Annotated in this window: 18 protein-coding genes and 1 riboswitch; of the genes, 9 read left to right on the forward strand and 9 right to left on the reverse strand. The window is 76.8% G+C overall.

Annotation, left to right across the window (positions count from 1 at the left end):
- Positions 1-83 precede the first annotated feature (83 nt).
- Together RSE42_RS05515 and RSE42_RS05520 are read left to right on the forward strand one after the other, a co-directional pair.
- Complete coding sequence (locus RSE42_RS05515; protein ID WP_051028280.1) at positions 84-977, forward strand: SURF1 family protein; 894 nt, start codon at positions 84-86, stop codon at positions 975-977.
- Positions 978-1,184: 207 nt separating this feature from the next.
- Positions 1,185-1,478: a hypothetical protein gene (locus RSE42_RS05520; protein WP_034654148.1), complete on the forward strand. Its 294-nt coding sequence runs from the start codon at positions 1,185-1,187 to the stop codon at positions 1,476-1,478.
- Positions 1,479-1,615: 137 nt separating this feature from the next.
- Here the strand turns inward: RSE42_RS05520 and RSE42_RS05525 are convergent, their stop codons facing one another.
- From RSE42_RS05525 to RSE42_RS05535, 3 genes are read right to left on the reverse strand one after another with little or no spacing between them, the layout of a single operon-like run.
- On the reverse strand, positions 1,616-2,653 hold the full coding sequence (locus tag RSE42_RS05525) for a GNAT family N-acetyltransferase (protein WP_198285639.1): 1,038 nt from the start codon (positions 2,651-2,653) through the stop codon (positions 1,616-1,618).
- A gap of 26 nt (positions 2,654-2,679) precedes the next feature.
- Complete coding sequence (locus RSE42_RS05530) at positions 2,680-4,413, reverse strand: ABC transporter ATP-binding protein (protein ID WP_144722367.1); 1,734 nt, start codon at positions 4,411-4,413, stop codon at positions 2,680-2,682.
- A complete protein-coding gene (locus RSE42_RS05535) occupies positions 4,410-6,206 on the reverse strand; it encodes an ABC transporter ATP-binding protein (RefSeq protein ID WP_415298108.1) in 1,797 nt (598 codons plus the stop codon). Before RSE42_RS05535 ends, RSE42_RS05530 begins: the two co-directional genes overlap by 4 nt.
- Before the next feature lie 121 nt (positions 6,207-6,327).
- On the opposite strand from RSE42_RS05535, the gene RSE42_RS05540 reads away from it, so the two are divergent.
- Both RSE42_RS05540 and RSE42_RS05545 read left to right on the forward strand, forming a co-directional pair.
- On the forward strand, positions 6,328-6,774 hold the full coding sequence (locus RSE42_RS05540) for a DUF3817 domain-containing protein (RefSeq protein WP_081600117.1): 447 nt from the start codon (positions 6,328-6,330) through the stop codon (positions 6,772-6,774).
- Positions 6,771-8,084: a ThiF family adenylyltransferase gene (locus tag RSE42_RS05545; RefSeq protein ID WP_415298110.1), complete on the forward strand. Its 1,314-nt coding sequence runs from the start codon at positions 6,771-6,773 to the stop codon at positions 8,082-8,084. Before RSE42_RS05540 ends, RSE42_RS05545 begins: the two co-directional genes overlap by 4 nt.
- A gap of 96 nt (positions 8,085-8,180) precedes the next feature.
- Here RSE42_RS05545 and RSE42_RS05550 read toward each other — a convergent pair whose 3' ends face one another.
- The 3 genes from RSE42_RS05550 to thiO all read right to left on the reverse strand — a co-directional run bounded on the left by RSE42_RS05550 (position 8,181) and on the right by thiO (position 10,546).
- Positions 8,181-9,023, reverse strand: coding sequence for a thiazole synthase (locus tag RSE42_RS05550; protein ID WP_144722370.1), 843 nt, complete (start codon positions 9,021-9,023; stop codon positions 8,181-8,183).
- Positions 9,024-9,032: 9 nt separating this feature from the next.
- Positions 9,033-9,266, reverse strand: coding sequence for a sulfur carrier protein ThiS (gene thiS / locus RSE42_RS05555; protein WP_076405108.1), 234 nt, complete (start codon positions 9,264-9,266; stop codon positions 9,033-9,035).
- Between the two features lie 5 nt (positions 9,267-9,271).
- Positions 9,272-10,546, reverse strand: coding sequence for a glycine oxidase ThiO (gene thiO / locus RSE42_RS05560; RefSeq protein ID WP_415298113.1), 1,275 nt, complete (start codon positions 10,544-10,546; stop codon positions 9,272-9,274).
- Positions 10,536-10,638: riboswitch (TPP riboswitch) on the reverse strand. Its footprint overlaps the gene before it by 11 nt.
- A 44-nt stretch (positions 10,639-10,682) precedes the next feature.
- Here thiO and thiE point away from each other — a divergent pair.
- Positions 10,683-11,393 (forward strand): thiamine phosphate synthase, encoded by a 711-nt coding sequence (gene thiE, locus RSE42_RS05565; protein ID WP_415298115.1) that lies wholly within the window; start codon positions 10,683-10,685, stop codon positions 11,391-11,393.
- A 42-nt stretch (positions 11,394-11,435) separates the two neighbouring features.
- Positions 11,436-13,049 (forward strand): glutamine-hydrolyzing GMP synthase, encoded by a 1,614-nt coding sequence (gene guaA, locus RSE42_RS05570; protein ID WP_415298117.1) that lies wholly within the window; start codon positions 11,436-11,438, stop codon positions 13,047-13,049.
- Between the two features lie 4 nt (positions 13,050-13,053).
- On the opposite strand, the gene RSE42_RS05575 is transcribed toward guaA, so the two are convergent.
- A complete protein-coding gene (locus RSE42_RS05575; RefSeq protein ID WP_409141029.1) occupies positions 13,054-14,214 on the reverse strand; it encodes a glycosyltransferase family 4 protein in 1,161 nt (386 codons plus the stop codon).
- Positions 14,215-14,421: 207 nt separating this feature from the next.
- Here RSE42_RS05575 and RSE42_RS05580 point away from each other — a divergent pair, with 207 nt between their 5' ends.
- Complete coding sequence (locus RSE42_RS05580) at positions 14,422-15,228, forward strand: hypothetical protein (RefSeq protein WP_370512490.1); 807 nt, start codon at positions 14,422-14,424, stop codon at positions 15,226-15,228.
- A gap of 147 nt (positions 15,229-15,375) precedes the next feature.
- Here the strand turns inward: RSE42_RS05580 and RSE42_RS05585 are convergent, their stop codons facing one another.
- Positions 15,376-15,984: a hypothetical protein gene (locus RSE42_RS05585; RefSeq protein WP_137280130.1), complete on the reverse strand. Its 609-nt coding sequence runs from the start codon at positions 15,982-15,984 to the stop codon at positions 15,376-15,378.
- Positions 15,984-17,747 (reverse strand): PspC domain-containing protein, encoded by a 1,764-nt coding sequence (locus tag RSE42_RS05590; RefSeq protein WP_415298120.1) that lies wholly within the window; start codon positions 17,745-17,747, stop codon positions 15,984-15,986. Before RSE42_RS05590 ends, RSE42_RS05585 begins: the two co-directional genes overlap by 1 nt.
- Positions 17,748-17,883: 136 nt before the next feature.
- Between RSE42_RS05590 and RSE42_RS05595 the strand changes: the two genes are divergently transcribed.
- Positions 17,884-19,245 (forward strand): ATP-binding protein, encoded by a 1,362-nt coding sequence (locus tag RSE42_RS05595; protein WP_085388371.1) that lies wholly within the window; start codon positions 17,884-17,886, stop codon positions 19,243-19,245.
- Entirely contained in the window at positions 19,242-19,940 is a 699-nt protein-coding gene (locus RSE42_RS05600) for a LuxR C-terminal-related transcriptional regulator (RefSeq protein ID WP_021483838.1), read from the forward strand. The genes RSE42_RS05595 and RSE42_RS05600 overlap by 4 nt, the downstream gene beginning before the upstream one ends.
- Positions 19,941-19,956 lie beyond the last annotated feature (16 nt).

Consider the following 19,956-nt stretch of genomic DNA (forward strand, 5'->3'; position numbering starts at 1 on the left):
AGGGCCGGTGGGCGGCGTGTGACGTTCGCCCGCCAGGCGGTCCGGATGCGGGGACCCGCCCGCGCCCCGGATACCGTGGGGTCGTGCCCGAGCCCACCGCGCCCCGCTCGTTCTGGGCGGTCGCCCGCCAGCCCCGGGTCGTCGGGCTGCTCGTGCTCCTCCTCGTCGCCGCGGCCGTGTGCGCGCGGCTCGGCGTCTGGCAGCTCGACCGCGCCCAGCAGCGTGCCGAGCTCGCGGCGCAGCACGAGGCCGCCGAGCTCGAGGCCGCCGGCCCCGAGGGCGTCGGCGTGCTGCTCCCGCCGCAGTCCACGTTCCCCGGCGAGCTCGTCGGGCGGCAGGCCTGGGTCGAGGGCGAGTACGACGCGGAGGGGCAGCTCCTCGTCGAGGGCCGCGCGCTCGACGGCCGCACCGGCTACCTCGTGCTCACCCCGCTCCACGTGACCGACGACGGCACCCAGGGCGCGTCGTGGGCCGACCTCTCGGGCGCCCCGGTCCTGCCCGTCGTGCGGGGCTGGGTCGAGTCGCCCGAGGAGAGCGCCGCGCTCGACCCGCCGGACGGCGTCGTGCGTCTGACCGGCTACCTCCAGGCCTCCGAGGCCGCCGGGCAGGGCGGCTCCGCCCCCGGCCGCACCGACGCGATCTCCACGGGCGAGCTGGTCAACGCGTGGGGCGGGCCGATGTACTCGGGCTACCTCGTGCTGCTGTCCTCGGACCCGGCGCAGCCGTCGGCGGCCGACGGCGGCCCGGCCCAGCTCCCGCGCCCGACGATCGAGGGCGGCACGGGGCTCAACCTGCAGAACCTGTTCTACGCGCTCCAGTGGTGGGTGTTCGGCGGGTTCGCCGTGCTGCTGTGGGTCCGGCTCGTGCGTGACGAGGCGGCGGGCGGCAAGCGCCGCGCGCGCGGGGAGGACGCGGGGATCGCCGGCCTCCCCGGCCCGGCCGACGCCGGCGCGACGGGCCCGCGAACGACCCCCTGAGGACGGGCCCGCGAACGACCCCTGAGAGCGGGTCGGGAGCGCACGCGCCGCGTCCCGGGGCGGGAGCGGACGGACCACCGTCTCACCACGTGACACACCGCTTGCCGGACATATGTACGGACCTCAGTCTTATCCCGCCCGGACAGAGCGTCCGGGCGGTCCGCCGGTCGACGTCGCCCGGCGGTCGGAGAGACACGGGGGTACTCCATGAAGAAGCGTCTTGCACCGTTCGCGGTGGCAGCGGTCACGATCGGTCTGGTCCTCGCCCCGGCGGCGAGCGCGAGCGCGGCGAGCAGGACCACGCCGTACAACTGCGGCACGCGCGACGCGAAGATCACGGCGAGCGCGCCGACGAACGTGTCGCTCCGGGTCAACGGGACGACCAACAGCGCGCGCAACAGCGCGGGCGCGGCGGTGACGATGTACGACTACGACGGCCAGGGCACCGCCTACGCGACGTCGACCGACGCGTCGGTGGCGATCCACGTCTCGTGCTTCTGACGCGCTCGTCCCATCGGGTCGTCTGACTCCGCCAGGCCACCCGAGGCCGCGTCACCCGGTGCCCGGTCGTCGTCCGCGACGGCCGGGCACCGGCGCGTCCGGGCCCGCGACCGGCTGCGCGTCCCGGCCGCCCGCGGTCAGCCGTCGAGGTCGAGGTCCTTGAACCACGACTCGGTGACGTAGTCCGTCTCCCAGCCGAGCGAGCGGTAGAGCTGGTCGGCCTTCGTGGGGGAGTCGGCGTCGACCTCGAGCGCCACGCGGTCGCGACCGTCCCGGGCGGCGTCCGCGATCACCGTCGCGAGCAGCGACTTCGCCACGCCGCGGCCGCGGGCGGCGCGCGTCACCCCGATGTACTCGACGTAGGTGCCCCGCGCGCCGCTCTCGCCCGCGGCGATCGACGAGCACACGACCGTGCCCGCGGGGACCCGGTGGCCGTCGTCGGTCTCCACGTACGCGAGCCACCAGTGGTCCCAGCTGTGGCCCGGGTCCTCGCGGAGCCGCTGCACGAACTCCGAGAAGCTCTCCCGGTAGGAGTTGAAGTGGTCCTGGAAGGACGTCTCCAGCATCTGGTGCACGACCTGGAGGTCGGCCGCGACAGGCATCCCGTTCTCGTGCCGCTCGACCGGGCGGACCATGACCCCGGCGCGCGGGGCGAGCGCGGCCTCGTCCGGGACGACGGGGCGCGTCATGTGCAACCAGCTGCGCCGCCGCGCGTACCCGGCCCGGGTCAGCCACTGCGCCTGGCGCGTGTCGTCGGCGAACGGGCTCTCGTCGAGGCGCGTCGCCGTCACGCCGCGCAGGCGCGCCATCGCGACCGCGGTGCGCTCCGCCCAGCGGTAGAACGCGTCCGCGATCGCGTCGACCTCGGCCACGTCGCGGTCGAAGTAGCCCCAGACGGTGGCCCGCCCGGCGGCACGGTCGTGCACGGTCACCCAGGCGCGCGGGACGTCGTCGGGCCCGACGGCGACCAGCTGGCGCCGCGTCCAGGAGGCCAGCCCTGCGACCTCGGACTCGATCCCGGCGGGGTCGACGTGCGTCGAGCCCGTGCCCTGGAGCTCGTCCAGGCGCCGCAGCCGGACGAGCGCGTCGATGTCGGCGTAGCCGGGGACCCGGGCCCGCCAGGGGCTCGGGAGGGTCGGGAGGTCGTGCGGGGTGGCGCTCGTGGTTCCAGGCATCGGCACCATCTTGGCACCGACCGGCGCTACTCCTGCTGCCAGGAGTGCCAGAGCCGCGCGTAGTCGCCGCCCGCGGCGACGAGCTCGTCGTGCGGGCCGATCTCGCTGATGCGGCCGCCGTCGACCACGGCGACGCGGTCGGCGTCGTGCGCGGTGTGCAGGCGGTGCGCGATCGCGACGACCGTCCGGCCGGCCAGCACGGCGTCGAGCGAGCGCTCGAGGTGGCGGGCCGCCCGGGGGTCGAGGAGCGACGTCGCCTCGTCGAGCACGAGCGTGTGCGGGTCGAGCAGCACGAGGCGCGCGAGCGCGAGCTGCTGCGCCTGCGCCGGGGTGAGCACGTGCCCGCCCGACCCCACGGCCGTGGCGAGGCCCTCGGGCAGCGACTCGGCCCACCCGCGCGCGTCGACGGCGTCGAGCGCGTCGAGCAGCTCGGCCTCGTCCGCGTCGACCTTCGCGAGGCGCAGGTTGTCCGCGAGCGTGCCGACGAACACGTGGTGCTCCTGCGTGACGAGCGCGACCTCGCGCCGCAGGTCCTCGAGCGGCAGGTCGACGAGCCGCACGCCGCCGGAGCGGACGGACCCCGCCGTCGGGGGGTGGATGCCCGCGAGCATGCGGCCCAGGGTCGACTTGCCCGCGCCCGACGGCCCGACGACGGCGAGCCGCTCGCCCGGTTCGAGGTCGAGCGAGACGCCGTGCAGCACGGGGTGACCCTCGCGGTAGGCGTACTCGACGTCGCGCGCGACGAGGCGGTCGCCGTCGGGCACGTCGCCCGTCGGGGTGCGGTCGCCGGGCACCTGCGCGACGCCGACGATGCGCGCGTACGACGCCGCGGCGACCTGGATCTCGTCGAGCCAGAAGATGAGGTTCCACACCGGCCCGGCGAGCTGGAACGCGTAGGTCGTCACCGTGGCCACGGCGCCGAGCGTCGTCTGGCCCTGCGAGAGCAGCCACGCGCCCCACACGAGCGCGGCGACGGGCGCGATCGCGATGGCGAGGTCGATGCCCGGGAACAGCACGGTGCGCAGCCCGAGGGTGTACCGCTCCGCCTCGAACGCCTCGGTGAGGTCGGCGCGCACGCGCGCCTGGCGGCGCTCGGTGAGCGAGAGCGCGTCGACCGTGCGCGCGCCCTCGACGCTCTCGGTGATGGTGCCGTTGAGCGTCGCGTAGGCGGCGGCCTCGCGCTGGTAGCCGGCCGACGCGCGCTTGAGGTACCACCGCGACACGACGACGAGCAGCGGCACGCCCACGAACAGCGCGAGCGCCACGAGCGGCGCGACGACGACGGCCGCGACCGCCGTGAGCACGAGCGTGACGACCGCGACGAGGAGCTGCGGCACGCCGAACCGCACGGCGTGCTGGATGCGGTCGACGTCGTTCGTCGTGCGCGCCACGAGGTCGCCCGTCCCCGCGCGCTCGACCGTGGACAGCGGCAGCGACGTCACCGTCTCGACGAGGTCCTCGCGGAGCTCGGCGAACACGGTCTCGCCGAAGACCATGGACAGGCGCTGCGCGTACCGGCGCAGGACGGCCTGCGCGAGGACCGCGCCCGCGCCCACGGCGACGACGGTCGTCACGTACGACGACGTGGTGCCCTCGGTGACGGCGTCGACGAGCCGGCCGAGGAGCCACGGCCCCACGAGACCCGCGACCGCGGCCAGGGTGTGGAGGACGGCGATGAGCACGAACGTGCCGCGGTGCCGGGCGAACAGGCGTCCGGCGGCGGCGCGGACGGCGGGGCCGTCGGCGACGGGGAGCCTCATGCCTGGCCTCCTTCGGGTGCGGTGCGGGCGAGGGCGGGGGTGTCGTCGAGCGAGCGCCCGACGACGCGCAGGTACCGGGCCGCGTCGTCGTCCGGTGCTGTCGCGGGGGAGTGGGCGCGGTCGACGAGGTCGCGGTGCGTGCCGCGCGCCGTGACCCGGCCGTCCTCGAGGAGCAGCACCTCGTCGACGTGCTCGAGCACGAGCGGCGACGCCGTGACGACGAGGGTCGTGCGCCCGCGACGGGCCTGCGCGAGGCTCGCGGCGATCCGCGCCTCGGTGTGCGCGTCGACGGCGCTCGTCGGCTCGACGAGGACGAGGATCTCCGGGTCCGTGAGGAGCGCCCGGGCGAGCGCGACGCGCTGGCGCTGGCCGCCCGAGAGCGACCGCCCCTTCTCGGGCAGCTCGCCCGCGAGGCCGTCGGGCACGGAGTCGAGCACGTCGTGCGCGTCGGCCGTGCTCACCGCGGCGAGCACCTCGGCCTCCGTCGCGGTGCCGCGCGCGTCGAGCTCGTCGCGCAGCGCGCCCGAGAAGAGCTGCGGCGTCGCCTCGGCGACGACGACGCGGCGCCGGAGCGCGTGCTTGTCGAGCGCGGCGAGCGGTGTGCCGCCGAGCCGCACGGGCGTGGCCGCCTCCGCGGCGTCGTCGAACCGGCCCAGCCGGGTCGCGACGGCCGCCGACGCCTCCGGGTCCGCCGAGACGAGCGCGACGACGCGTCCCGGCTCGAGCACCAGGCCGCTCGTCTCGTCGACGAGGGGGCTGCCCTCGGGCGGCATGGGCGCGGTGGCCGGGCTCGCGCCCGCTGCTGGCTCGACCGCGAGGACGCGCACGATCTTGCGCGCGGCGACGTGGGCGCGCGTCGCGATGTTGAGCATCTGCGTCGCGACCTGCAGCGGCCAGCCGAGGAACGCTGCGTACCCGTAGAACGCGACGAGCTGCCCGGGCGTGATCTCGCCGCGCAGGGCCGCCGTCGCGCCGAGGTAGACGACGAGCACGACGAGCAGGCCGGGCAGGAGCACCTGGAGCGCGTCGAGCGTGGCCTGGGTGTGCGCGACCTTGACGCCGGCCTCGCGGACCTTCTGCGACTGCTGCGCGTAGCGGCCCACGAACACGCCCTCGCCGCCGATCCCGCGCAGGATGCGCAGGCCCGACACCGTGTCCGCGCCGAGCGTCGTCAGGCGGCCCTGCGCCTCGCGCTGCGCGGCCTGGCGCTGCTGGAGCGGCTTGACGAGCAGCGCGAGCACCGCGGCGACGACCGGCAGGCCCAGCACGACGACGAGACCGAGCTGCAGCGACGTCGAGAGCATGATGACCGCCACGACGACGTACGCGCCGAGCGCGCCGAGGAACTGGCCCATCATCGAGAAGAGCTGGCCGACGCGCATCGCGTCGCTCGCGACGGTGGACACGACCTCGCCCGTCGGGAGCTCCTCGGTGATCGCGTCGCCCGAGCGGGCGGTGACGTCGCCCACGAGCTGCGACGTCGTGAGCGCCGAGCGCAGCCAGTTCGCGATGTCGAACCGGTGCTGCGTCACGCCCGTGACGACGATGCCCAGGCCCAGCGCGAGCAGGAGGCCCGCCCACCGCCACAGCTCGGCACCGAACCCGGCGGTGAGCCCCTCGTCGAGCGCGCGGCCGAGCATGTACGGCTGGAACGCCTGGCACGCGAAGTTCACGAGGCCGAGCAGCACGGACACCGTGAGCACCGTCCACTGGCGCCGGGCGATCCAGAGGAGGTAGCGGGACGGGCCGCGCAGGTCGGGGGTCCCCGGGTCGGGGAGAGGGAGGGGTCGCACGGTGTTCTACCCTAGGTTCGGCGTCCGACACGCGGCGACGGTTTAACGCGGCGACCGCGTCACGCCACCGCACGCGGCGGAGACCGCCGCGGCCGTCTCGCCCGGAACGAGGACCTCTCCCATGACCACGCAGGACCCGGCCACCCCCACCGACGCGCCCGTCGTCGCCCCCGCCGACGCGGCGGCCCCCAGCGCGGAGGCCGCGCGCACCGCGATCCGCAAGGCGCGCGGCGCGCTCGCGCGCTACCGGGTCCTCGCGATCATCACCGGTGTGATGCTGCTGATCCTGTGCGTCGAGATGCTCGTCAAGTACGGGGTCGGTGCGTTCGTCGACGTCGACGGGATCATGCGCTACGTGTCCTGGATCCCCTTCGCCCACGGGTGGATCTACGTCGTGTACCTCGTCACCGTGCTCGACCTGTGGACCAAGATGCGCTGGGGCTGGGGCCGCCTCGCGACGATGGTGTTCGCGGGCGTCGTGCCGGTCATGTCGTTCATCCTCGAGAAGAAGGTGCACGCCGAGGCCGACGCGAAGCTCGTCGCGCTGGAGGAGCAGTACGCGGCATGACGACGCCGCTCGCGCCCCTCGTCGCGCCCGGTCACGAGCTCTCGACGCCGGAGCTCGAGCGCTACGCGCGCCATCTCGCGCTGCCGGGCGTCGGCACCGAGGGCCAGCGGCGGCTCGCGGCCGCGCGCGTGCTCGTCGTCGGCGCGGGCGGCCTCGGCAGCCCCGCGCTGCTCTACCTCGCCGCCGCGGGCGTCGGCACGATCGGCATCGTCGACGACGACGCCGTCGACACGTCCAACCTCCAGCGCCAGGTCATCCATGGCGGGTCGGACGTCGGGCGCCGCAAGGTCGACTCCGCGCGCGAGAGCATCGCGGACGTCAACCCGCACGTCCACGTCGTCGAGCACGCGCTGCGGCTCGACGCGGACAACGCGCTCGACGTGCTGCGCGGCTACGACGTCGTGCTCGACGGCGCCGACAACTTCCCGACCCGCTACCTCGTCTCCGACGCGGCCGAGGTCCTCGGCCTGCCCGTCGTCTGGGGCTCGATCTACCGCTTCCAGGGACAGGTCAGCGTCTTCTGGGCCGCGCCCCGGTTCGCCGTGCCCGACGACGCCGCGCACCCGGGCGCCGCGGGTCCCGACCCCGCGGGGCCGGGAGAGCGAGGTCCGCGCGGGGTCACCTACCGCGACGTGTTCCCCGTCCCGCCGCCCCCGGGCGCGGCACCCGACTGCGCCACCGGCGGTGTGTTCGGCGCGATGTGCGGCACCGTCGGCTCCGTCATGGCGACCGAGGCGATCAAGCTCGTCACCGGCGCCGGCACGACGCTGCTGGGCCGCCTCGCCGTCTACGACGCCCTCGACCTCTCGTGGCGCCAGCTCACCGTGCGCGCCGACCCGACGCGCGAGCCCGTCACCGCGCTCCTGCCGGGCGACGACGCCTACGCCGCGTTCTGCGGGCTCCGGCCCGCGGCGCCGCCCGTGGCGGTGCCCGGTGCCGGGGCGGGGCCGACCGGGGCAGCGGGGCCCGCGCCGCGCGACGTGTCCGCCTCTGATGCGGCCGCCCTGCTGCGGGCCGACGACGCCGCACCCTTCCTGCTCGACGTCCGCGAGGACTGGGAGGCGCAGGTGCGCCCGCTCCCCGGGTCGACGCTCGTCCCGAGCGGCGCGTTCCTCGGCGGCACGCAGGACCCCGGTGCCGCCGCGGCGCTCGCGGACCTGCCCGCCGACCGCCCGGTGCTCGTGGTGTGCGCGGTCGGCGGCCGCTCCGCCCGCGTCGCCGACGCCGCCCGCGCCGCGGGCCTCGACGCACGCTCCGTCGTCGGCGGCGTCCCGGCCCTCCTCGACGCCCTGAAGACCCCCACCCTCTAGCCCCCTGCACGTCGACCAGGTGGTCGCGGCGCGTCCTGGTCGACGGACGAGCCGGGATGGCCTGCTCGGCGCGCAGGGACCGCCTGGTCGACGGGGTCAGAGGGCCAGGTCGAGGCGGCCCTGCGGGGACGAGCTCGCGAGGGCGCCCTCGCGGCGGGGGATGCGCCCTGCGCCCGCGGCGAGCCGGCCCGACTCGACGGCGAGGCGCATCGCGCGGGCCATGCGGACCGGGTCGGCGGCGCGCGTGACGGCCGTCGCGAGGAGCACGCCGTCGCAGCCGAGCTCCATGGCGAGCGCGGCGTCGGACGCCGTGCCGATCCCCGCGTCGAGGATCACGGGCACCCGGGCCGCGGCGGCGATCGCCTCGATGTTGCGCGGGTTGAGGATGCCGAGCCCCGTGCCGATGGGCGCCCCGAGGGGCATGACGGCGGCGCAGCCGACGTCCTCCAGCCGGCGCGCGAGGATCGGGTCGTCGTTCGTGTAGGGCAGCACGACGAACCCGTCGCGCACGAGCTGCTCGGCCGCCTCGACGAGGCCGACCGGGTCGGGCAGGAGGGTCACGTCGTCGGCGATCACCTCGAGCTTGACCCACTCGGTACCGCACGCCTCGCGCGCGAGGTGCGCGGTGAGCACGGCCTCTCGCACCGAGAAGCACCCGGCGGTGTTGGGCAGCGCGCGGATACCGAGGCGGGCGAGCAGCGCCCAGATCCCCGCGTCGGGGCTCGCGTCCCCGCCGGCGCGGACGGCGACGCGTCGCATCGCGACGGTCGTGAGGGCGGTGCCCGACGCGACGAGCGCGTCCTCGAGCGTGAGCAGGTTCGCGGCCCCACCGGTGCCCATGACGAGGCGCGACCCGATCGGGGTGCCGGCGACGACGAGCGGGTCGTCGGCGCCGGCCGGGCCGCTCGCGGTGGCGGGGGAGACGTCGGTCGTGGTCATGGCTCCTCCTCAGCCGCCCTGGACGGCGGTGACGATCTCGATGCGGTCCCCGGGCGCGACGACGGTCGTCGCCCAGGCGCCGCGCGGCACGACGGCGTCCCCGACGGCCACCGCGACGCCCTGCGGCGTGCCGTCGGCGACGTAGGCGGGGACGAGCGCGGCGACGAGCCGCTCCAGGTCGACGTCGCCGTCGAGCGGGTACGGCTCGCCGTTGACGAGCGCGGTGGGTGCGGGTGCGGTCACGGGTCTCACCTCGGTGTCGTGGCGGTGCGGGCGAAGCGGTCGGTCCGGGCGGTGGCGAGGGCGGTCGCGACGTCGTCGCCGGGCTCCGTCCCGCCGAGCGCGGGGAGCCCGCCGAGCCCGGCGACGACGGCGTCGGCCGTGAGCGGGGCGAGCAGGATGCCGTTGCGGCCGTGGCCCGTCGCGAGGTGGAGCCCCGGGACGTCCGTCGGCCCGACGAGCGGGAGGTTGTCCGGTGTCGCGGGGCGCCCCCGCGGCGTCACCTCGACCAGCGCGGCCTCGTCGATCCCCGGCAGGAGGGCGCGGGCGTCCCGCAGGAGCGCGAAGACGCCGCCGGCGGTGGCGCGGCGGTCGTCCGGGTTCTCCTCGGTGGTGGCCCCGACGACGACCTCCCGGTGCCCGGCGCGCGGCCCCGCAGGCTCGGGGTCGCGCGGCACGACGTACACCGGCCGCCCCTGCACGAGCCCGCGCACGACGTGCTCCAGCGCGAGGTCCGGGCCCGCGTCGAGCCGCAGCGTCTGACCCTTCACCGGCCGCGTGGGCACGACGATGCCCGGCACGTCCGCGAGGAGGGCGCCCGACTGCCAGCCCGCCGCGACGACGACCGCACCCGCGCGGTGGAGCCGGCCCGCGTCGTCGTGCACGCCGACCACGCGCCCGGCATCGAGCGCGAGCCGGGTCGCGGACGCGCGGACGACGCGCGCCCCGGTGGCCGAGCCCGCACCCCCGGCGTCGCGGCCGCCGAGCGCGGCGAGCAGCGCGGCGTGCGTCGCGCGCGGGTCGACCGCGTGGTCCGCGGGGGCCCACGCCGCCCCGGCGACGCGCGGGCCCAGGTACGGCTCGCGGCGGCGCGCGTCGGCGACGGTGAGCTCGTGCGACGCGAGACCGTGCGCGGCGTGCAGGGCGAGGACGCGGCGGAGCAGCGCGAGGTCGTCGGCGTCGTAGGCGAGGGTGAGCGTCCCGGCGGTCCGCAGCCCGACGTCCGCCCCCGTCGCCGCGCGCAGGTCCGCGGCGAACGCCGGCCACGCCGCGGCGGCCGCGAGGTGGAGCCGCAGGGCGGCCTCCTCCCCGAAGTCGGCCTCGGTCACCGGCGCGAGCATCCCCGCGGCGGCGTGGGTCGCGGCCGCGCCCGGCGCCGGGTCGAGCACCGTGACGGTCAACCCCGCGCGCGCCGCGCGCCACGCGACGGCGAGACCCACGATCCCGCCCCCCACGACGACGACGTCGCGCGCGCCGTCGGGCACGACGGAGCCACCCGCGGACGGGTGGACGGACAGGCTCATGTGCGCTCCCTTCGCTGGCATGACCCAGATCAGGTTCGACGGTCGGCGGCGACGCCCTCTCAGCCCCCTGCGGGGCTCCCGTGCTGTCGGCCACAGTACCTCCTGCCGAGGAGCCGCCGAGGCTAGGCTCCCGCGGGTGAGCTCCGAGACCTCCACCACCCCGGCCACTCCCGCCCCGTCGGCGGACGCCGCACGCGCCCGGCTCGCCGACGCGCGGCTCTACCTCTGCACGGACGCGCGCGAGGAGCGCGGCGACCTCGAGGACTTCCTGCGGGCGGCGCTCGCGGGCGGGGTGGACGTCGTGCAGCTCCGCGACAAGACGCTCGACGTCGCGCGCGAGCTCGAGCTCCAGGAGCTCGTCGCGCGCGTAGCGACGGAGCACGGCGCGCTGTGGGCCGTGAACGACCGGGCGGACGTGGCGTCGGTCACGGGCGCGCCGGTCGTGCACATGGGCCAGGGCGACCTGCCGGTCCCGGCCGTGCGGGCGCTGCTCGGCGCGGGGCCCGCGCTCGGCCGGTCCACGCACTCGGCCGCGCAGGCGGCCGCGGCAGAGGCCGACCCGGCGGTGGACTACTTCTGCGTGGGTCCGCTGTGGGCGACCCCGACGAAGCCGGGGCGGGCCGCCGTCGGCCTGGACCTGCTGCGCGACGTCGCGGCGACCCGGCCCGCGACGCCCTGGTTCGCGATCGGCGGGATCGACGCGGACCGGCTCGACGCCGTCCTCGACGCGGGCGCGACCCGGATCGTGGTGGTGCGCGCGATCACGGCGGCGAGCGACCCGGAAGCGGCGGCCCGCGCCCTGCGCGAGCGCGTCGCGGCGCGCGCCGAGGCGCGCACCGACGCCTGAGACGCGGGACGAGCCCCGCCGCACGGCGACTATCCTGGACGGGTGACGTCACCCGCCACCGCTCCCGACACTCCCACCACCGCCGAGGTGGCCTCGACCCCGCGGCCCGTGCTCGTCGTCGACTTCGGCGCCCAGTACGCGCAGCTCATCGCGCGCCGCGTGCGCGAGGCCAAGGTCTACTCCGAGATCGTGCCGCACACCTTCACGGTCGAGCAGATGCTCGCCAAGGACCCGGCCGCGATCATCCTCTCGGGCGGCCCCTCGTCCGTGTACGCGACGGGCGCCCCGTTCGTCGACCCGGCGCTGTTCGAGGCCGGCGTGCCCGTCATGGGCATCTGCTACGGCTTCCAGGCCATGGCGAAGGCGCTCGGCGGCGAGGTCGCCCAGACGGGCCTGCGCGAGTACGGCGGCACCGAGGTCGAGGTGTGCGCCGCGGGCGTGCTGCTCGACGGCACGCCGCAGAACCAGACCACGTGGATGAGCCACGGCGACGCCGTGCACCGCGCGCCCGAGGGCTTCGAGGTCCTCGCGACGTCGTCGGGCTCGCCGGTCGCCGCGTTCGAGGACCGCGAGCGTCGCCTCTACGGCGTGCAGTGGCACCCGGAGGTCAAGCACTCCGCGCACGGCCAGACGGTGCTGGAGCACTTCCTGTACGACGGCGCGGGCCTCGCCCCGGACTGGACGCCCGGCAACGTCATCGCGGACCAGGTCGCGGCGATCCGCGCCCAGGTCGGCGACGCGCGGGTCATCTGCGCGCTCTCGGGCGGCGTGGACTCCGCCGTCGCCGCGGCGCTCGTGCAGCGCGCGGTGGGCGACCAGCTCACGTGCGTGCACGTCGACCACGGGCTGATGCGCGCGGGCGAGGTCGAGCAGATCGAGCGCGACTTCGTCGCGGCGACGGGCGTCAACCTCGTGATCCGCGACGAGAAGGAGCGGTTCCTCACCGCGCTCGCCGGGCACAGCGACCCGGAGACCAAGCGCAAGATCATCGGCCGCGAGTTCATCCGCGTGTTCGAGGACGCGGCGCGCCAGATCGTCGAGGACGCGGGCGAGCACGACGCCGAGGTGAAGTTCCTCGTGCAGGGCACGCTCTACCCGGACGTCGTCGAGTCCGGCGGCGGCGAGGGCGCGGCGAACATCAAGAGCCACCACAACGTCGGCGGCCTGCCCGACGACCTGCAGTTCTCGCTCGTCGAGCCGCTGCGCACCCTGTTCAAGGACGAGGTCCGCGCGGTCGGTCGCGAGCTCGGCGTGCCTGAGGAGATCGTCGCGCGGCAGCCGTTCCCGGGCCCCGGGCTCGGCATCCGCATCGTCGGCGAGGTCACGGCGGACCGCCTCGAGACGCTGCGCGCCGCCGACGCGATCGCGCGCGAGGAGCTCACGAAGGCCGGCCTCGACCAGGAGATCTGGCAGTGCCCGGTCGTGCTGCTCGCCGACGTCCGCTCGGTCGGCGTCCAGGGCGACGGCCGCACCTACGGCCACCCGATCGTGCTGCGCCCCGTCTCGTCCGAGGACGCGATGACGGCCGACTGGACGCGCCTGCCCTACGACGTGCTGTCCGTCATCTCGACGCGCATCACCAACGAGGTCTCCGAGGTCAACCGCGTCGTGCTCGACGTGACGAGCAAGCCCCCGGGCACCATCGAGTGGGAGTGACCCCCTAGCGGGACGGGCGGGCCCGACGATCCACGGCGATCGTCGCGGCCCGTTCGTATGCCCGCTCCACGTCGGCGAGCACGCGCGGCCAGCCCGCCGACGACGGCACGTCCCGGTTGTGGGCGACGATCCGGTCGAGCAGGCCGTCCTCGGTCGCGAGGCGCACGAGCGCGTCGGCGAGGCCGGCGTCGTCGTCCGCCACGAGCGCGTCGACGCCGTCGGTGAGGCGCTCCGCGACGCCCGACTGCGAGCGCGTGAGCACCGCCAGCCCGGCGGCCTGGCCCTCGAGCGCGGCGATGCCGAACGCCTCCTCGACGGCGGGCGCGGCGAACACGTCGGCGCGCGCGTAGAGCCGCTGGAGGCCCGTCGCGTCCAGGCGGCCGGGGAGCGACACGACCGACCCCAGCCCGCGCTCGGTGACGAAGCGCCGCGCGTCGGCCAGCTCGGGGCCGTCCCCGGCGAGCGTCACGTGCAGCGCCCCCTCGGGGAGGCGCGCGACGGCGTCGCGCACGACCTCGAGGAACGGCAGCACGCGCTTGCGGGGCGCGAACCGCGTCGCGGCCACGACGTGGACGGCCGAGCCCTCCATGCGGTCGGCGCGCTCGGTGCGCGGGACGCGCCACGCGTCGAGGTCGAGGCCGTTGTGCAGCACCACGACCTCGCCGTGGTCGCCGACGATGCGGCGCAGGGGAGCGGCGGTCAGCTCGCTCACGGCCGACCACAGCACGGGCCAGCGGGACCAGCGGACCACGCGGTCGAGCCCGGTGAACGCGCGCTCCGCGCCGCCCCAGACGCTGTGCACGGTGAGCACCGCGGGCAGCCCCGCGCGCACGACCGTCCGCAGCGACGCCTGGGTGGAGGGCGTCAGCACGCCCATGTGCAGGTGCACGACGTCGGGCCGGTCGGCGCGCAGGACCCGCGCCACGTGGTGCGGCGCGCGCGGGTGCACGGGGTAGCCGCCCGGGACGCGCGCGGCGAGCCGGTGCACCGTGACGTCACCGTCCCGCTCGGTCGACACGCCGTGCGCGCCGGGGTGCGCCGGCGTCGTGCAGACGACCGCGACGTCGTGACCGGCGGCCGCCTGCTGCTGCGCGAGCCGCGCGACCTGGGTCTCGATGCCGCCGAGCAGCGGCAGGTAGCAGTCGGTCAGGTGGGTGATGCGCACGGACCGCATCCTCCCATCCCGGCCCCGGCGGGCCGCGCGGTCGCCGCCGCGCCCGCCCTGAGGTGCGCGTTCGCCGCGCGGTGCTCCGCTCCCGTCGCTACCGTGGGCCCCGTATGGGTGGTTCGACCGTCCCGTGACCGGCCCGCACCCGCGGGCGGTCTCGTGCGGGCGGTTGCAGGTGGGTCCTGACGAAGGGGAGAACGCGCCATGTCGAGCACCGTCACCGTCACACCGACGAAGGGGGCACGGGGCATCGGCCTCGTGTCGATCTTCGCGGGCATCATCCTTCTCCTCGCGGGCATCGGCACATGGATCGTCGTGTCGAACCAGCTGTCCGCCGAGGAGATCACCGTCTCGGACGACGCGTCGTTCCTCGCGGGGCGCCACGTCAACGGGCCGCTCACCGCGTACGCGCAGGCCGAGGTCATCAACAAGCACGCGCTCGAGGCGAGCGGCGGCAAGACCTACGCCGAGCTCGGTCAGGACGACCCGACGCGCCAGACCGTCATGACGGCCTCGTTCCTGCGCGCGTCGTTGTTCACCTCCGTCGTCGCGTTCGGGGTGTGCGCGCTCGTCATCGGGCTGGGCATCCTGTTCATCCTCGTCGGGATCGCGCTGCGCCGGCTCGCGGGTGGGCCGAGCGTCGCCGTCGAGACCCCGGGCGGCTACTCGTCGTCGGGCGACCTGTCGGACGCCGGTCGGCACGCCGCGCCCGCGCACGCCGCGCCGGGGCACGTCGAGCCGTCGCCGACGGCGCCTCCCGTACGTCCCGAGCCGACCTCCCCGGGCCGCCCCTCTGCGCTCTCGACCCCCGGCGCCGAGGCCCGCGCGGCCGCTCCCGGTACGACGGCGACGCCCGTCGAGCCGACCGGTGCCGCCGGCACGGGCACGCCGAGCGCACCGGGCTCCTCGCCCGCGGCCTCGCCCGACACCCCCACGACGACGACCGGGCCGACCACGCCCGAGCACCGGGCCGACGGCCCGACGCGGCGGGGCGACGAGCCGACCCCCTGACCGTCCCGGCAGCCCGTCCGGGCGCCGAGGACCCGCTCCCACCGGGTCGCACCGGGGAGAGCGTGCGGGGCGGCGTCGCTCGGGCACACCGAGGGCCGTGGCACGACGTGCCACGGCCCTCGGCGTACCCGGAGGTCCCGGTGCGGCTCAGCCCCGGCGGCGTCGTGCCCCGGAGACGATCGACCCGACGACGAGCGTGACGCCCGCCGCGGCGAGCACGACGATCGTCGCGAGCCCCAGGTCGACGCGGGCGCCGAGCGCGGCCGCGAGCACCACGACGGCGAAGGCGACGATGACGAAGCCCCACACGATCGTCGCGACGCGCGGGCCGCGCCGCGGGAGCGCGCCGGGCGCCCCGCCCGTGGACGACGGGTCGGCGCCCGACGTCGTCGGGGCCGCGCCGTAGCGCGGCGCACCGACGGACGGCGCCCCGACGGGTGGTGTCCCGGCCGGCGGGGCACCCACGGGCGGCGTGTCGACGGACGGTCCGTCGACCGACAGCGGGTCGGTCGACGGCATGGCGGGCAGCGGCGTCGTGGCGCCGACGTCGGTCAGCGGTGTCGCGGCCGGGAGCGGGGTCGTCGCGCGGGCGTCGGCCGCGGGCGTCACGGCGGGGAGCGGGACCGTCGTGTCCGTCCCGGACGCTTCCCGGCGTCCCTGCTGCTGAGCCGGCTCGGGGTCCTGCGCGGGGGCGGGGTCGAACAGCTCGTCCCCGAGCGGCCGCGTGTCGTCGTCGCGGCGGTTCTCGTCGTTCATCAGTCCTCCTCGATCGTGACCTGGCCGGCGCCGACCTCGACCTGCAGCACGAGCAGCGGGTCGTCGCCCGCCTGGACCTCGTCGTTGTCGAACGTCACCGGCTGCGTGCTGACCCCGCCGATCTCCTGGCGGTCGCCGTCCACGTGCCAGCGCGCGTTGCCCGCGAGCACCTGGACCTCGGCGCGGACGGGGACGCCGTCCGGCACGACGACCGTCGCGTCGCCCGCGCCGAGCCGGACGGGGACCTCGACGGGCGAGCCGGTGGTCGCCTCCGACAGGTCCAGGTCGGACAGGTCGATGCGCGGGTCGCCGAACGACACGCCGAACCCCTGCTCGGCGACGTCGGGGTCGGTGATGCGGTGCGTGCCGTCGGTGACGGTCCGCACGGAGTCGTCGACGAACACGGTGAACGGGGTCGTGCGCCACGCCGAGGCGGGGAGCGCGACGACGAGCAGGACCACCGCGAGCCAGCCGAGGCCGCCGCTCGTCCGCCCGCGGAGCCCGCTCACCACGATGGCGAGGCCCGCGAGGATCCCGCTGAGGCCCGCCCAGGTCAGGAACACCGGCCAGGGCAGCTCGCCCTGGCGGTCGACCACGAGGAGCAGCGCCCCCAGCAGGAGGCTCAGCCCGACGACGATGCCGGTCGTCGTCGCGCCCGGGCCGCGCGGGCGCGGGGGCTTCGGCGGGCGCGGGGCCCGCGCGGGCTGCGGCGGGAGCGGCGGCTGCGGTGCGCCCTGCGGGGACGGTGCGTACGGCGCGTGCGGGGGGAGAGGCGCGGTCACGCCGGGCGCGGAGGCAGCGTACGGGCTCGCCTCCGCCGACCAGACCGCGTCGTCCTGCGTCCCCGTCGGCGCGCCGCCCGCGGGCGTCCCGCCGGGGGTGCCGGACGTCGTCGGGCCGCCCGGGTACGCGGGGCCGCTCGGGTACGCCGGGCCGGGGCTGCCCCACGGGGCGTCCGAGGGCGCGCCGCCCGCGGGGGCGCCGGGGGCCGCCGTCGGGCCGGGGCCCGGGGCGTACGAGCCCTGCGCCGGACCGGCGCCGCCCGGGCCGTGACCCGGACCCCCCGGGCCGTGACCCGGACCACCCGGGCCGTGACCCGGACCGCCCGGCCACGGCGGAGCCTGCGGAGGCGTGCCCTGGCCACCGCGGGGGCCGCGCTGAGTGAGCGCCGAGACCGCGACGACCGCGACGGTGACGAAGGCCGCGACCCAGAACAGGCCGGTCAGCCAGCCCAGGTGGAGCGCGTCCCACCACGACCACCAGCCGCCGCCCCACGAGAACCCGACCACGACGAACGCCGCGGCGCCGAGCAGCGCGACGTCGACGTTGCCGCGGAACGCCTCCTGGAGGTGGATGCGTCCGTCGCGACGCTCGGGCAGCAGCGCCCACGCCGCGCCGTACAGGACGAGCCCGGCGCCGGAGAGGAAGAACGTCACGAACAGCAGGCCGCGCACGACCAGCGGGTCGATCCCGAACCGCTCCGCCACGCCGGACGCGACGCCGCCGATCCAGCGGTCGTCCGAGCGGTAGATGCCGACGCGGCGCACCGCGTCGAAGAAGCCGTCGGTGCCGCTCGGACGCCGGGGTGCCTCGCCCGGTGCGCCCGGGGGCGGGCCGGCGGGGCCGGCCCAGCCCGGTCCGCCGCCGTGGTCGGGGCCGCTCGGCCCCGGGGGGACGGTGCCCGGCTGCGCGCCGGGCGTCTCGGTGTCGCCGCCGGAGCTCCCGGGCTGGGCGCCGGGTCCGGGGAGGTCGGGAGTGCTCATGACCACCATGCTGGTGCGCGGGGCGCGCCGCCGGTATCGGGTGCCACCCTGACCCGACCCTGAACCGCCCGGGGCCCGACCCTGGTTTCCCCGCCCGGGGGCGCTCGGGGCGTCCGCGCCGTGTGACGATCGGGGGGTGACGACAGCAGCCCGGCCCGGCGCCCGACCGCGCGACCTGCCGCTGCGCCGCCCCGAGCGCGGCCGGTGGGTCGGTGGCGTGTGCGCGGGCCTCGCGGCGCACCTCGGCGTCGGCGTCGGGGTCGTGCGCCTCGTCATGGCGCTCCTCGCGCTCGCGGGCGGCGCGGGCGTCGCGCTGTACGTGTTCTGGTGGCTCACCGTGCCGACCGGCGACCCGCTGGCCGCGCGCGACGAGCAGCGCCCCGCCTCCCTGTCCCGGCTCGCGCCGCGTCTCCAGGGGAGCGTGCGGCGCCTGCCCGTGCGCGACGTCGCGATCGGCGTCGTCCTGCTGGGCGGCGCGGCGCTGCTCGTGGCTCTGCGCACGGGTGTCGACGTCGAGGTCTCCTGGGTGATCCCGGTGCTCATCGCGCTCGCGGGCGCGGCGCTCGCGTGGAGCCAGCTCGACGCCGTCGAGCGGGGCCGGCTGCTCACGCGGGCGGGCGGGCGCACGCCCGCCGGGGTCGTGCGCATCGCGGGCGGCGTCGTGCTCGTGCTCGTCGGCATCGTGCTGCTGGTGGGGCAGGACGCGCGGCCCACCCAGGTCGTCCGGGCCGCCGTGGCCGCGGTCGCGGTGCTCGCGGGCGTCGCGATCGTCCTCGCCCCGTGGTGGCTGCGGCTGATGCGCGAGCTCGGCGACGAGCGCGCCGCCCGGGCGCGCGAGGCCGAGCGGGCCGACATCGCCGCGCACCTGCACGACTCCGTGCTCCAGACGCTCGCCCTCATCCGCGCCCGGTCCTCCGACGCCGACACGGTCGCGCGCCTCGCGCGGGCCCAGGAGCGCGAGCTGCGCGAGTGGCTCTACGACGACCGCCCCTCGCCCGGCACGTCGCTCGCCGCCGAGCTGCGCGCGCTCGTCGCGGAGGTCGAGGACGGGCGCGTGGGCCGCCGCGCCGAGCCGATCGGCGCGGCGCCCGGTGCGCCCGAGCCGGGGCCGGTCGTCGTGGACGTCGTCGTGGTGGGGGACTGCACCCCGACGCAGGAGACGGCGGCGCTCCTCCAGGCGACGCGCGAGGCGCTCGTCAACGCCGTCGCGCACGGCGGGCCGCCGTACTCCGTCTACCTCGAGGTGAGCGACGCCGCGGTCGAGGTGTTCGTCCGCGACCGGGGCGAGGGCTTCGACATGGACGACGTCGCCCCCGACCGGTTCGGGGTGCGCGAGTCGATCCTCGGGCGCGTGCAGCGCCGCGGGGGCAAGGCCGAGATCATCAGCCGGCCGGGGTGGGGCACCGAGGTACGGTTGCGCGTGCCGCGGGCCGTGTCGACGGACGTGCCGACGGACCCCGGCCCGGCGCGGACCGCACCGAGCGAGGAGACCCCGTGACGACCATCCCCAGCGCGACGCCCGACGGCGCACCCGCCACCGGGCCGGTGCCCGTGGTGCTCGTCGACGACCACCACATGTTCCGGGCCGGCGTGCGCGCGAGCCTCGACCCGGCGCTCGTCACGGTCGTGGGCGAGGCGGACGACGTGGGGTCGGCGGTCGCGCGCGTGCACGAGCTGCGGCCCCCGGTCGTGCTGCTCGACGTGCACCTGCCCGGCGGGAACGGCGGCGGGGGCGCGGAGGTCATCCAGCGCTGCGCCGACGTGCTGGGCGACGTGCGGTTCCTCGCGCTGTCCGTGTCCGACGCCGCGGAGGACGTCGTCGCGGTCATCCGCGCCGGCGCGCGCGGGTACGTGACGAAGGCGATCTCGGGGCCGGACCTGTCGGCCGCCGTCGGGCAGGTCGCGGGCGGCGACGCGGTGTTCTCGCCGCGGCTCGCGGGCTTCGTGCTCGACGCTTTCGGCACGGGCGCGGGCGACGTCGCCGTGCACGACGACGAGCTCGACCGGCTCTCCGCGCGCGAGCAGGAGGTCATGCGCCTCATCGCGCGCGGGTACACGTACCGCGAGGTCGCGTCGGAGCTGTTCATCTCAATCAAGACCGTCGAGACCCACGTCTCCGCGGTCCTGCGCAAGCTCCAGCTGTCGTCCCGTCACGAGCTCACCCGCTGGGCGGCCCAGCGCCGCCTCCTCTGAGCCCCCGCCCCCCGCG

Origin of the sequence: Cellulosimicrobium sp. SJTW-1, from assembly GCF_047716875.1 — a bacterium.
In the GTDB taxonomy this organism is placed as follows: Bacteria; Actinomycetota; Actinomycetes; order Actinomycetales; family Cellulomonadaceae; genus Cellulosimicrobium; species Cellulosimicrobium funkei.